General features: G+C 68.5%; 7 protein-coding genes and 2 pseudogenes. 4 read left to right on the top strand and 5 right to left on the bottom strand.

Going from position 1 to position 13,147, the window contains the following annotated elements; all coding sequences use genetic code 11:
- Window positions 1-127: 127 nt before the first annotated feature.
- Window positions 128-613, top strand: a pseudogene (locus tag CA234_RS23290) (hypothetical protein); the annotation flags it as partial.
- A gap of 105 nt (window positions 614-718) precedes the next feature.
- Window positions 719-1,948: pseudogene (locus CA234_RS23285) on the top strand (MFS transporter); the annotation flags it as partial.
- Between the two features lie 56 nt (window positions 1,949-2,004).
- Here CA234_RS23285 and CA234_RS25095 read toward each other — a convergent pair.
- The 3 genes from CA234_RS25095 to CA234_RS23275 are packed head-to-tail and all read right to left on the bottom strand — an operon-like array spanning window position 2,005 to window position 6,646.
- A complete protein-coding gene (locus tag CA234_RS25095) occupies window positions 2,005-2,982 on the bottom strand; it encodes a nuclease (RefSeq protein WP_241213665.1) in 978 nt (325 codons plus the stop codon).
- A gap of 11 nt (window positions 2,983-2,993) precedes the next feature.
- Window positions 2,994-4,145 carry a YdcF family protein gene (locus CA234_RS23280; RefSeq protein ID WP_126002872.1) on the bottom strand — a complete coding sequence of 384 codons (1,152 nt, stop codon included), beginning with the start codon at window positions 4,143-4,145 and terminating at the stop codon, window positions 2,994-2,996.
- Window positions 4,145-6,646, bottom strand: coding sequence for a TonB-dependent receptor (locus tag CA234_RS23275; RefSeq protein ID WP_126002871.1), 2,502 nt, complete (start codon window positions 6,644-6,646; stop codon window positions 4,145-4,147). The genes CA234_RS23280 and CA234_RS23275 overlap by 1 nt, the downstream gene beginning before the upstream one ends.
- Window positions 6,647-6,758: 112 nt before the next feature.
- On the opposite strand from CA234_RS23275, the gene CA234_RS23270 reads away from it, so the two are divergent.
- Both CA234_RS23270 and CA234_RS23265 read left to right on the top strand, forming a co-directional pair.
- Window positions 6,759-7,892: an ROK family transcriptional regulator gene (locus tag CA234_RS23270; protein WP_126002870.1), complete on the top strand. Its 1,134-nt coding sequence runs from the start codon at window positions 6,759-6,761 to the stop codon at window positions 7,890-7,892.
- Between the two features lie 96 nt (window positions 7,893-7,988).
- Complete coding sequence (locus CA234_RS23265) at window positions 7,989-8,807, top strand: TIM barrel protein (protein WP_206431288.1); 819 nt, start codon at window positions 7,989-7,991, stop codon at window positions 8,805-8,807.
- A gap of 10 nt (window positions 8,808-8,817) precedes the next feature.
- Here the strand turns inward: CA234_RS23265 and CA234_RS23260 are convergent, their stop codons facing one another.
- Both CA234_RS23260 and CA234_RS23255 read right to left on the bottom strand, forming a co-directional pair.
- A complete protein-coding gene (locus tag CA234_RS23260) occupies window positions 8,818-9,966 on the bottom strand; it encodes an alpha/beta fold hydrolase (RefSeq protein WP_126002869.1) in 1,149 nt (382 codons plus the stop codon).
- Between the two features lie 209 nt (window positions 9,967-10,175).
- Entirely contained in the window at window positions 10,176-12,464 is a 2,289-nt protein-coding gene (locus tag CA234_RS23255) for an FdhF/YdeP family oxidoreductase (RefSeq protein WP_126002868.1), read from the bottom strand.
- Window positions 12,465-13,147 lie beyond the last annotated feature (683 nt).

The raw sequence follows: 13,147 nt of genomic DNA, 5'->3' as shown, positions 1-13,147 counted from the left end.
CATATCGGCGCCCGTAGGGCGGCACCACATAAAAGGGGCAGGAAAGCCTGCGAATAGCATCTGCTGGCATCGTACCGGATTTGTTCGCCCTTAGCGTGCAGATACGTCACTTTCGTGTAGTCACCCCTACCAGCTGAGCTGGGCGCGCCAGTCCGACTATCACCACAACCCCACCCGCTACCAGGCCGATTACTGGCTGGCCGACGCCACGCTGGACGTGCGCGGCTGGACGCTCAACACCGGGTACGAAGTGCTGGGCGCCGATGGCGGGCAGCCGCTCGCCAGCTTCCAGACGCCGCTCGGCAGCGTGTTCAAGTTCCAGGGCTGGGCCGACAAGCTGACGGTTACCCCGCCCAACGGCGTGCGCGATTTCTATGCGGGCGGCGGCTATGGCTGGAAGAAGCTGGGGCGGATCGACGCGTTGTCGCTGCAGGCGGTGTGGCACCGCTACGAAAGCGATCGGCTGAACCAGCATTATGGCGACGAGTGGAATTTGCTCGCCACCGCCAAGCTCAGCAAGACTCAGCTCTCGGTGCGCTATGCGCGCTACGAGGCGGACCGCTTCGCCACCGACACCAGCCGCGTCTGGCTGCAGCTGGACTGGGCCTATTGACGCAGGCCCGTCGCCGAACTGCAATGGAGCTGGCCTAAGCGCGCAAGCACACAGGCTTTTTGCACGAACGAGGCTCCGATCGTGACGCTTGCCACAGAAAGCCGGATGCTGGCCTATGCCGCGGGCAATTTCGGCAAGGCGCTGCTGTTCAGCGGCGCCGACCTGACGATCCTATTCCTGCTCACCGACGTGCTGGGGCTGGACGGCACGCGCGCGGCGGGGCTGATGCTGTTCGCGCTGCTCGGCGACCTGGTATTCGACCTGCTCGCCGCGAAACTGGTGCTGCGCTGGCGGGCGGCGGGGCGGGGCTATCGCTGGGCCGTCGCCTTCTCCGCGATCCCGTGCGGCGCCGCCTTCGCGCTGATCTATGCGATGCCGGCGCTGGGGCTGCATCGCGGCTGGATGCTGGCGGCGGCGATCCTGGTGTTTCGCGGCGCCTATGCAGTGGTCGACGTGCCCCATAACGCGCTGATGGCGCAGGTCAGTCGCGACAGCCGCGCGCGAGGGCGCGTGTCGGGCTACCGCCTGTTCTTCAGCACCGCGAGCGCGCTGGCGATCGCCGGCGTGCTCACCCCTTTGGTGCAGCAGGCCGGGCATGCGCGGCATTTCGGCGCGTTGGCGCTCACCGGAATCGGCGCAGGCCTCGCCTTCGCGCTGACCATGCTGCTCTGCGTCTGGGCCTGCGGCGGACAGCGCGGCGCCGCAACCGCGCTCCGCGGCGATCGCATCACCGTGCCGCTGCGCGATCCGATGGTGCTGGGGATGGGCGCGCTGGCGCTGATCACCGGCTTCGCCATGCCGTGTTTCGGCCGGATGCTGATGTATCTGGGGACCTATGTGATCGAGCGCCCCGGCGCGGTGACGCTGCTGCTCGGCGCGATGACCGTCGGGCAATTCGGCGGCGTGCTCGCCTGGACCGCGCTGACCCACCGCTTCGGCAAGAGCCGGTTGCTCGCCGCGGGGAATGGGGTGACCGCCGCCGGCCTGCTGGTCTTCGCGCTCTGCACCGCCTGGCCGGTGGGCCAGATCGCCGGGGCGATGCTGGTCGGCTTCGGCTTTGCGAGCGTGTTCATGCTACCCTGGGGGCTGCTGGCCGACGCGGTCGACGTCGTCGAGTGGCGACACGGGCGACGCTTTGAGACCGGGCTCTTCGCCTTCTACCTGGTGCTGGTGAAGGCGAGCGGTGCCGCATCGACCGCGATGATCGGCTGGGTGCTGGGCGCGCTCGGCTATATCCCCGGCGCAATCCAGCCGACGGGCGTCCGCCTCGGCATGCTCGGCCTGGGGCTCGGCGTGCCGCTGGCGGGGGCGCTGCTGGCGCTGCTGCTGCTGCGCCGCTTCACGCTCGGCCATGCCCAGCACGCGCGGTTGCTGCGCGCACTGGCCCGGCGTCAGGCGGGTGCCGAGCCGGTTTCCGGATCGAACTTGGGGTTGGAGAAGTCGAGCGGGCCGGGCGAGACCTTGGCAGGCGGTCGCGCACTCTCGGCCCAGGCGCGGCAGAGCATGTCGCGCAGCATCGCCGCCCCCGCCGCGGTACGTTCATAGACCAGCGCGCGCACGTCCTGGTCGGCGGGGTTGGCGAAGCCGTCGCGCTTCTCGAGCTGGTAGACGCGCTCCATCCGGTCGCCCGACTGGTCGAGGAACGCGAGCACGGCCGTGAACATGTCGCCCTGCTGGTGCGCGGGCGCGGCGATCCGCGATGCGATGTCGGCCGGGGTCAGGCCGATCGCATCGACGAAGCGGCTCTCGAAGCGACCATGGATGCTGCGGTCGCGGGTGTAATTGTTGGGGTTGGGCCCAAGCCAGCCGTCCGAGTTGACCGAATCGTGGAGCGGCTGCGCGCCGTCGCCGATATAGTGACCGAGGCGGATCACGTCGAAGGCGCAGTGCTGCTCGGGCACCGCAGTGTCGCCGCCGCGTGCCTGCGCCGCGCGGATCGCGCGCATGCAGACGATCACCCGCTCATACGCCTCCATCGCCGCATAGGGCAGCGTGCCGGTCCAGCGGACATTGGTGCGCGCGGCGGTCGCCGGATCGCTGTCCTTGATCGTCTCATAGTGCTTGTAGAGCGCGATCACGAAGGCATAGCGCGAGCGCGGGATCGGCTTCAGGAAGGCGAACTGCTCGCGGAACCAGCCATGGTTGGGATCTTCCTCGATCTTCGAGAAGCCTTCGGAATCGCCGCGCCAGCTGTCCGGCAGCGTCGCCGATGCCGCGATATAGTCGGCATAGCGGCGCAGAAAGGTCGGGCCGCCTTCCGGGATCGCCTGGATCGCGGCGCGGTCGATCACCGCATGCGCGGTATGCCCCCAGGCATGGGCGACGGCGGGGGCAAGCAGCAGGGCGGCGGCCAGGGCGAAGCGGCGCATGGCGGTTCCTTTCAGGGATCGAGGGGATCGCGCGGGTCGACACGCTCGGACGCGCGCGACGGGCGGAACACGAGTTCGGTCGGCGAGACGCGGCGGACGACCGTGCCGGGCTGGTAGCCGAGCTCGGCGGCGTTGCGCTCGGTGAACCTGGCGCTTTCGATATAGCCGCTCTGCAGCGGGTTGCAGACGATCACCGTCTCCATCTGCATCGGCGCGCCCATGGCGGCGAGCAGCCGGCTGGCGTTGCGCAGGTTGGTGGTAGTGTGGCGGGCATAGGGCTCGCTGATGATCGCGTCCGCAGGGATGCCATAGCGCGCGATCAGCGCCTTGCGCATCTCGTCCGCCTCGGTGAACGGCGTCGCGCGCGGATGCGCCCGGCCGCCGGTGACGAGGAGGAAAGCGATGTCGCCCTGCGCGAAGCGGCGCGCGGCGAGGCGGAGATGGTACTTGCCGAACGGGCTGAGCGGCTCGCCTTCGATCTCCGGACCGACTCCGGTGACGATCATCGCGCTGTAGCGATAGCGCTTCCAGTCGAGCGTCTTGGCGCGGGCCATCGGCGCGGCATTGGCGCCGCCGGTCAGCGGCTCATGGCCGATCGCGTCGGTGCGGTCGCTCGTGTCGAGCAGCGCGAGCGCATAATCGATGCTCGGATCGAGCCGCTGCGCCGATCCGTCGCGCGGTGTCTCTGCGAGCCAGTCGGCGGCCTGGAGCCGGGCGGCTAGGTCCTTCGGTGCGATCGGGCCGGGGCCGTCGATCGGTGTCGTCGGGGTGGCGCCAAGTGCATAGACGCGCACGATCCCGTTGATGCCGGCGATCTCGCGGTCGAGCTGCGCGGCGCGTCCGTCGTCGGCTTTAGGAAGCCGGGCCTCGGCCGCCACCGCGCTTCGGAGCACGGCCGCTTCGGGCTCGCTCCACAGCAGCGCCTGGGCGCGGCAGGCCAGATCCTGCCCACACGCCGCGCGACGCTCGCGCCGGGTGCGCAGCACGCGCTCCATCCCCGGTGCGCGGACGATCCGGTCGAGCGCCGCCGGGTCATGCCCGGCGGCGTCGAGGGTGGGAAACAACCGCGCCGACAGCGCCGCGATCACCGCGTCGTCCGCCGCCGAAGCCGGGGCGGCGAGCACGGTCACCGCCAGCGCCGCGGCGGAGAGCAACACCCGCATCACCAGCTGCGGCTGACGATGAGGCGGAAGTTGCGGCCGAACAGCGGGCGGCCATAGATCGCCTCCGACGTGCCCTGGCCGGCGAACTGGTCGGTGCGGGTATTGCCCTCGGTCAGGCCGTGCGCGTTGAACAGATTGTCGCCGACCACCTGGAAGCGCCACGCGCCCCAGTCGAGCGAGGCACCGCCGCCGATCGTCTGGTAGCCCGGCATCGCGGTGCGATTGAACAGGTCGACATAGCGGCGGCCGACCCATTCGTAGCGCCCGAAGATCGAGACCTTCTGCTCGCCCAGATCGAAATCGAAGCTCGGGCGCAGATTGCCGAAGAACTTGGCCTCGCGGATGATCTGCTTGCCGTTCACCGCACTCGGATCGGCGCCCGAGGTGTTCTGCAGATTGGCATATTTGGGGTTCTGCCAGGTCACCGAGCCGTCGAGCGAGAACCAGCGGATCGGCGACACGCGGCCGTCGACCTCGACGCCCTTGACCGAGGCCTCGCCGATGAACGGCAGCGTCTGGTCGTTGCGGCCGGTCAGCGGGTTGAACGCCGCGAACGAGGCGTTGAACGGGTTGAACTTGGTGTAGAAGCCGGTGGCATAGAGATAGTTGGGGCCGAAGCTCGCCTTGAGGCCGACTTCATACTGGCGCGCCTTGGTCTTGAGGATCGTGGCGTTGATGCCGGTCACCACGCCCAGCTGCGGCGGCACTTCGAGGTTCGAGATGCGGCCATAGGCGCCGAAATGGCCGTTGAGGTCGTAGTTGACGCCGACGGTCCAGTTGGTCGCCTTGGGGCTGAGCCGCTGGTCGAGCACCTGGCCGGTAAAGGCGCGAGTGGTGTCGTCGGCCAGCGTGGTGCCGTCGCCCAGGTTCACCTGGGTGGTCGGCAGCGCGATGCCCTTGTAATCGTACATCTCGGTGCGGATGCCGCCATCGACGCGAAGGCCGCGGGTGATCTCCCAGGTGTCGTTGGCATAGAAGGCGATCATCTGCGCGTCGCCCTCGCCCTGGTTGAGCGTGGTGGTGTAGCGCAGCACGCCGTTCTGGGTGACCGAGCCGAGCACCTGGCCGGTCGCCGAATAGGCGAGCAGGTCCAGCGTGCGCGGCTGGCTGCGCACTTCGATCAGCATGTCCTGATAGGCCTGGAGCAGCGTGTTGCCGTAGAAGGCGCTGTACACGCCGACGCGCACGTCGTGGCTGCCGAGCCCGGTCTCGAACTTGCGGGTGACGCTGAGGTCGCCCTGGACCGAGTAGAAGTCCGATTCCGACGCGCGATACTGGCCGGACATCACCAGCCCCGAGGCGGTCGACGGATCATAGACCGAGGCGCCGCCCGTACCCGCAAAGGCATAGCCGAGCCGCGCGACATTGGGGCCGAAGGCGGTACGCGCGGCAGTCAGATAGCCGGCGGCGAAGGTCGTCGCGTCGGCCGGGTTGGTGGTCGAGTAGAAGGCGTCGAAGCTCGACTTGCCCTTGGTGCCGCCGATCTTGGCCGAGACCTGCCAGCCGTTGAAGTCCGCGTCATAGTCGATCGCGGCGTTGAAGAAGCGCATGTGGCGGCCGTTGGAGAGGTCGCGGTTCATGCTCTGCAGCGCGCCCGAGCCATCGCGATACTTGATGTTGACGTTGCGCAGCGAGGGCGAGTTCAGCGTACCCTCGAAATAGTCGATATACTTGTTGAGCGAGACCGAAGGGTTGCGGGGATCGTTGGTCGGGATCGGCAGATAGAAGACGTTGTGGTCGTTGACATACTCGGCCGAGACCTTGAGCGTGCCGTTGCTCAGCTGGCGCTTGATGTTGGCGCGGATCTGGCCGCCCTTGTCGCTGGGGAAGCCGCCATAGCGATAGCCGTCATGCTGGCGGATAAAGCCGCCGATCGCGTAATAAGTGTTGTCGCTGAGCGGGCCCGACTGCATCGCGTCGAGCCGGTAGAGGCCGGTATCGCCCAGCGTTACCTGCGCCTTGCCGCGCGCCAACGGCCCGCCCGAGACGGTGATGTTGTTGGCGATCGCCGCCGCGCTGCTGGCGTAGATCGGCGCCGGGCCGCCGCGCACGATCTCGACCCGCTCGGTCATCAGGTCGTAGCGGTTCATGCCTTCGCCGGAGTTGAAGAACACGCCGTCGATCTCGTGGTAGAGCGGCAGCCCGTCCTGCTGGAAGATCAGGTATCCGCGATCGGTCGGGATGCCGCGGATGCGGGTGATGTTCTGCACCTCGCCGCCGGTGGCTTCCACCTGGATGCCGGGCACGGTGCCGAGCAGGTCGGCGAAGCTCTTCGGTGCGATCTTCTGGACGTCGGCCTGGCTCAGCGAGTTGATCGCATAGGACACGTCGAAGCGGCGCTGCGCGCGGGCCGAGCCGGTGACGATGATGTCGCCGCCGGTATCCGCGTCGGCCTGGGCCGGATCGGCGGCGGGCGTGTCGCTGGTCTGCGCGAAGGCGGGCGCAGCGGCGAGGCTCAGCGCGAGCACGGCGCAGCCGGTGGCGAAATGGTGCGTCTTCATCGGATCGTTCCCCCGAGTTGTTCTGAACTTGGATGCGCCGATGCGCGGGGTCGATGACAGATTTATTTATTCCTGGGAAAATTAATCACCCATCGTTATCCGCGTACCTATCATGAAATATCCGCCGGTCTCGCTGCTCGACGAGGAGAAGCGCCTGCTCTGGCAGCTGCGCACCCATGGCCCCCAGTCTCGCTCGGACCTGGCGAATGTGCTGCAGATCAGCAACGCGGCGATCTCGAAGCTGACCAAGGCGCTGATCGGGCAGGCGCTGATCGAGGAACTGCCCGCCGCGCCACTGGCCGGCCGGGGACGGCCGACGGTGCCGCTGCGCATCTCCCCCGCGGGTGGCTATGCCGTGGGCCTGGCGCTCTATGCAGGCATATTGGAGATCGCCGTGGTCGACTATGCCGGCGGCACCATCGCGCTCACGTCCGAGAAGATCGCGCCGCTCGATCCGCAGGGGTTCGCGCGCCATGTCGACCGCCGGATCCACGATCTCGCGCTCGAGCATCGCCTGCTCGGCCGCCGACTCTATGGCATCGGCTTCGCCGCGCCCGGCCCCGCGCTGTCGCGCGACGGCAATCGCTGGCACATTGTCCGCAACCTGCCCGGCTGGAAGGACGCGCCGCTGCGCGACCTGTTCGAGGAAACGCTGCGCCTGCCGGTGTGGATCGAGAACGACGCAACCGCGGCCGCGCTCGCCGAATATTATCTGGGCGGGCTCATCCAGCGCTGCACCACCGCCGTTGTGATCCTGCTCGGCCACGGCGTCGGCGCGGGGATCGTCCATGAAGGGCGGCTGATGCGCGGCGAATCGGGCGGGGCAGGGGAGATCGGCATGTTCTACCCCGGCGATCGGCCGCGCCCGACCACGCTCGACCTGATCGCGACGCTGCAGGCGGCGGGCTGCCCGGTGGAGTCGCTCGCGGATTTCGAGGAGGCGATCCCCGGCTATGAGGCGGTGGTCGAAGCCTGGCAGGAGCGCGCCGCCGACCAGCTGCTCCAAACGATCAACTCGGCGCTGGCGTGGCTCGATCCCGGCGCGATCCGGCTGATGAGCCCGCTGCCCGCGCCGATCATGCACGGCCTGGCCGCGCGGCTGAACCGCCGCGCGATCACCTGGGGCGACCATGTCACGGCGAGTGAGCGCGGCCGCTACCCGATCGAGATCTCGCAGCTGGGCGGCGCGGGTTCGGCACTCGGCGCAGCGCTGCTGCCGATCCATGCCTCGATCGCGCGGATCTGAGTCCCGCAGCAACGAACTAGATGACAAATCCGACGCAGTGCCTATCCTCGGCCGCACAAGAGGAGAGGGATTGCGATGATCACGCGGCGCGGACTGATGGCTTCGTCTCTTGCCACCTGGGCGCTCTCTGCCGTGCCCGCCTGCTCGGCCCCTGCCGGGCGGCTGAAGCAGTCGGTGAGCCGCTGGTGCTATCAGGATATCCCGCTCGACAAGCTGTGCGCCGCCGCCGCCAAGATGGGCCTGCAGGGGATCGATCTGCTCGAACCTGCCGACTATGAGACGCCGCGCCGTTATGGCCTGCGCTGCACCATGGGCTATGCCGCCCCGGGCATGACGATCGCCCACGGCCTCAACCGGCGCGAGCATCACGCCGCGTTCGAGCAGGCCTTCCGCACCGGCATCCCGCAGGCGGCCAAGGCGGGCGTGCCGAACGTCATCGCCTTTTCCGGCAACCGCGAGGGCATGTCCGATGCCGAGGGCGCGGAAAACACCATCGCCGGGCTCAAGCGGCTCGCGCCGATCGCCGAGGATCACGGTGTTACGATCTGCGTCGAGCTGCTCAACAGCAAGCGCGACCATCACGATTACATGGCCGATCACACCGCCTGGGGCGTCCAGGTCGCCAAGCAAGTCGGCTCGCCGCGGGTAAAGCTGCTCTACGACATCTACCATATGCAGATCATGGAGGGCGACCTGATCGCGACGATCCGCGAAAGCTTGCCGTGGATCGGCCATTTCCACACCGGCGGCGTGCCCGGGCGCCACAATCTCGACGACACCCAGGAGGTCGATTGGCACGCGGTGGCGAAGAGCATCGCCGATCTCGGCTTCCAGGGCTATTTCGCGCACGAGTTCATGCCGACCGGCGACCCGCTGACCGCACTCGCCCAGGCGGTACGCACTTGCACGGTGTGAGCGGCGGCGCCTAGCGAGGCGGGGCGTTGCCTGCCGCCTGGGGCTTCTCGCCCAGCACGCGATCGAGCCAATCCCCAACCAACGCCACCAGCCGAGGCGAGCCCGCATTGGGCCCCAGGCTCGCGACTTCCTCCTCGCCGCCGGTGACCGCGCCTTCCTGGAACCAGTGGCTCAACCCGTCGAGCACCACCACCGAGCCCCGCGGGTTTGCGGCGAGCGCCTTCCGCGCGTCCGCCGCTTCGATCGACGCCACCACCAGCGGATCCTTGTCGGCGAAGACGGCGAGCACGGGTATCTGCAGCGCCTTGAGATCGGACGCGGAGCGGAGCTTGTCCGCCCGCCAGGCTTCCTCGGTATCGATCCTCGCGAGCGCGCTTTCGGCCAGCGGCCGGGGAAAGCCAGCGGCCTCGAATCGCGCGATCACCTCGGCGCGGCGCTGCGCGATCATGGCCGCATCCTGATGGTCGGCCCGCGCCTGGAGCAGCGCCAGGGCAGCGTCCGCCGCAGGCTCGGCGACCGCCTGCGGCCGACCGGCGGCGCGCATCTGGTTGAGCATCGCTTGACGCAGATAGGGCAAGCCGTCGCCCACCGATCCGGCGAGCGTGACCACCGCCGCGATCGTCGGGTCGGCAGCGGCGACCGCGGGTGCGATCACCCCGCCCTGGCTATGGCCGATCAACGCGATGCGACTGCCGTCGATTGCCGGATTGCGGCGCATCGCCGCTACCGCCGCCGCGGCATCGGCCGTCAGCCGCTGAAGGTCTTCCTTGTACGGGCCCGTCGACTGACCGACGCCGCGCTTGTCATATTCCAGCGCCGCGATCCCCTGCGCGTTCAAGTGCCGGATGATTTCCGCGTAGCCGCCGCGGCCATTGGGGCCATGCCCCTGGATCAGGATCGCGAGCGGGTAGGGTGCATGGCCGCGGTCCAGGGGGAGGTGGAGCGTTCCCGCCAGCGTCACGCCGGGCTCGGACGCGATGCGAACCGCCGTCGCCCCCTCGGTCGGCCGGAGCGCGGCGGCGCTCGCCCCGGCGGGTGGCCGGTTGGTCTGGGCGTGCGCCGTGCATGCCACCAGCAGGGCGGTGGCGATGATCAGCCGACATGCGTTCGCCGGGGATCGCCCTCGGCCGTTCGACAAAGCTGCCTTCATGCTGGTCATCCACCGCTCCCAAGTGATCGGGGGTCAGTACCCCTCTTGCAAAAGCTCGAGCGTCGCATGCGACCCGGCGTTGAGCAAGGAACGATAGGTTCCGCTCGCGGAGACGAGCTCCGCCAACCCCCGGCTTCCGTCGACGAACGGGAAGCCGCAGCCCGAACGCAACGCCCTACGACATATGCAGCTTTATTCGTACGCCCCCATCGTGCGTGCTACCCTGCGACGCCGACGGTGGATCGGCGGAGCCGCACCGGGATCGACTTGTACGAGGGCGTGCCGCTGCGCCCGTCGACGTCCGCCAACGGCAACAGGCAGTTGGCCTCGGGATAATAGGCCGCGAGCGACCCGCGCGAGATCGGATGGGCCAGGATGGTCTGGCCGGCAAGCACCCGGTCGCCCGCAACCAGGTCCACCTGGTCGCCATGGGCCAGGCCGTGGGCCGCCAGATCCTCGGCATTGGCGAACACCACGTCGCGCCGGCCGGTCACGCCGCGATAGCGATCGTTGAGGCCGTAGATCGTGGTGTTGTACTGGTCGTGGCTGCGGATCGTGGCGAGCGTCAGCTGGTCGTCGGCGATGTCCGGATCTTCCTGGGTCGAGGGATAGACCAGGAAATGCGCCTTGCCGTCGGGGGTGTCCCACGCGCGTGTGGATGCGCCGACCCGCAGCCGGAACCCGCCCTTCACCCGAATGCGCGCATTGAAGTCGGCAAAGTCAGGGAAGACCGCCTCGATCGCCGCGCGGATGCGGTCATAGTCGCCGACCAGCGCATCCCAATCGATCGGCGCCGCCGGCACCGCGGCCTTGGCGAGCCCGGCGATGATCGCCGGTTCCGAGCGCAACTGGTCCGAGACGGGCTTCAGGAAGCCGCGCGACGCGTGCACCATCGACATCGAGTCCTCGACGGTGATCAGCTGCGCGCCCGCGGCCTGCACGTCGCTTTCGGTCCGGCCCAGGCAGGGCAGGATGATGCTCTCGCGCGCCGTCAGCAGGCAGGTGCGGTTGAGCTTGGTGCAGATCTGCACGTTGAGGTCCAGTTCCCGGAACGCCGCGAAGGTCGTCTGCGGATCGCTCATCGCAGCCGCGAAATTGCCGCCGAGCGCGATGAACGCCTTTGCGCGCCCCGCGTGCATCGCCGCCACCGCCTCGACCGCATTATGGCCATGCGCGCGCGGGCTGGTGATGCCGAAGTGCGCGTCGAGGCGGGCGAGGAACGGCTCGGCCGGGATTTCGGTGATGCCGACCGTCCGGTCGCCCTGGACGTTGGAATGGCCCCGCAACGGACAGATCCCCGCACCCTCGCGCCCGATATTGCCGCGCAGCAGCAGCAGATTGGCCATCTGCTGGACGGCCTCGGTACCATGCCGGTGCTGGGTGATGCCCATGCCGTAGCAGAGGATCACCCGGTCGGCGCGGGCATAGACGTCGGCGATGCTCTCGATCGCCGCCTGGGAGAGGCCGGAGCGCTGCTCCAGCGCGGGCCAGGCCTGTCGGTCCAGGTCCTCGACCAGCTCGGGGAAGCCTGCGGTATGCGCCGCGATGAACGCATGGTCGAACACCGCCGGGCCGCCCGCCGCCTGCTGCGCGCGGTCCCTGGCGAGCAGCGCCTTCATCACGCCCTTCAGCAGCGCGACGTCGCCGCCCACCTTCACCAGGTGATAGGCCAAGGCCAGCGGCGTCGATCCGTTGCGCAGCATCTGGAGGGGTGCCTGCGGATCCTGGAAACGCTCCAGCCCGCGCTCGCGCATGGGATTGATGACGATGATCGGCACACCGCGGCGCGAGGCCTCACGCAGCGTCCCCAGCATGCGCGGATGGTTGGTGCCGGGATTGTGCCCGATGCAGAAGATCGCGTCCGCATGGTCGAAATCGTCGAGCGTGACCGTGCCCTTGCCCACGCCGATCGACTGGGGAAGACCGACGCTCGTCGCCTCGTGGCACATGTTGGAGCAGTCGGGGAAGTTGTTGGTCCCGAACGCGCGGACGAACAGCTGGTAGAGGAACGCCGCCTCGTTCGAGGCGCGGCCGGAGGTGTAGAACTCCGCTTCGTTCGGATCCTCCAGCCCGCGCAGCACCGCGCCGGCGCGGTCGAAGGCTTCGTCCCATGCGATCGGCACGAAATGGTCGGTCGCCGCGTCGTAGCGCAAGGGCTGCACCAGCCGCCCGGCCTGTTCCAGCGCGTGATCGGACCAGTCCCAAAGCTCGGACACCGTGTGCGCGGCGAAGAAATCCGCATCGACGCGCTTCTCGGTCGCCTCCCAGGTGACGGCCTTGGCGCCGTTCTCGCAGAACTCGAAGGACGAGGTGTGCTTCGGATCCGGCCAGGCGCAACCGGGACAGTCAAAGCCTTCGGGCTGGTTGACCTCGAGCAGCGCCCGCGCCCGCGCGCTGGCGCCCATCTCGTTCTTCACCGCCAACGCCACGGCGCGCAGGGCGCCCCAGCCACCGGCCGGCCCACCATAGGGGGCCACGCCGTCCACGGGCTTGTCCGAACCGGCCATCTTCTTCTCCACCATCGACCGCCCTAATTGGCGCGCGCGTCGCCGGTGAGAAATCATACGGCGGTTTAGGTGTGGCGATCGCATCCGCCAGCTTCCTGGAGTCGCCCTTCTGGTCGAGGCGGAACCTGTCGAGGACGGCACGCAGCCGAGGCCTGACGTCCCGCGGCAAGGAGGCCACCATGCGCGGGACGTCGACCGCGACAGCCTGCAACACGCGTATCCTGCGCCGCGCGTCCAGGGCGGGCGCGAACGCGACGTCGAGCATGCCCGCGAGACTCTGCCTTATCCCTGCCTGCACCTGTCGCAACCCGTCGACGCGTACCGCCGTCATCTCCTCTGGCGCCAGACCGGCCACGAAGGCGCGCGTCTCCGGCAGCGACGCCGCGGTACACCGGAGCAAAAACAGGTTGATCGGCAACATTTGCTCAAGATGTTTCGCGCCGTTCTGCAGCATCAGCGCGGCCAGCGCCTGCGGCATCTTCTGGGGCTCGGAGCGCACATGGGCAGGGTCCGTCGGCCCGGGCAGGGTGCCGCTACTAGAGACCCTGCACACCAGTGTTGCCGCCAGTTAGAAAAGGCACATTCCGCCGCAAGATAGAAATGGCACAACGCCTTCGGCAGCGGGGGCTGCGTGGAGCCCTCCTCATAGCGCAGCGCTGCCCCCGCTGATGCCCCACACTCCC

This window comes from Sphingomonas sp. ABOLE, assembly GCF_003950455.1.
Classification (GTDB): domain Bacteria; phylum Pseudomonadota; class Alphaproteobacteria; order Sphingomonadales; family Sphingomonadaceae; genus Sphingomonas; species Sphingomonas trueperi.
The sequence above is the reverse complement of the archived record's forward strand: the minus strand, read 5'-3'. Positions and strand labels throughout refer to the sequence as shown.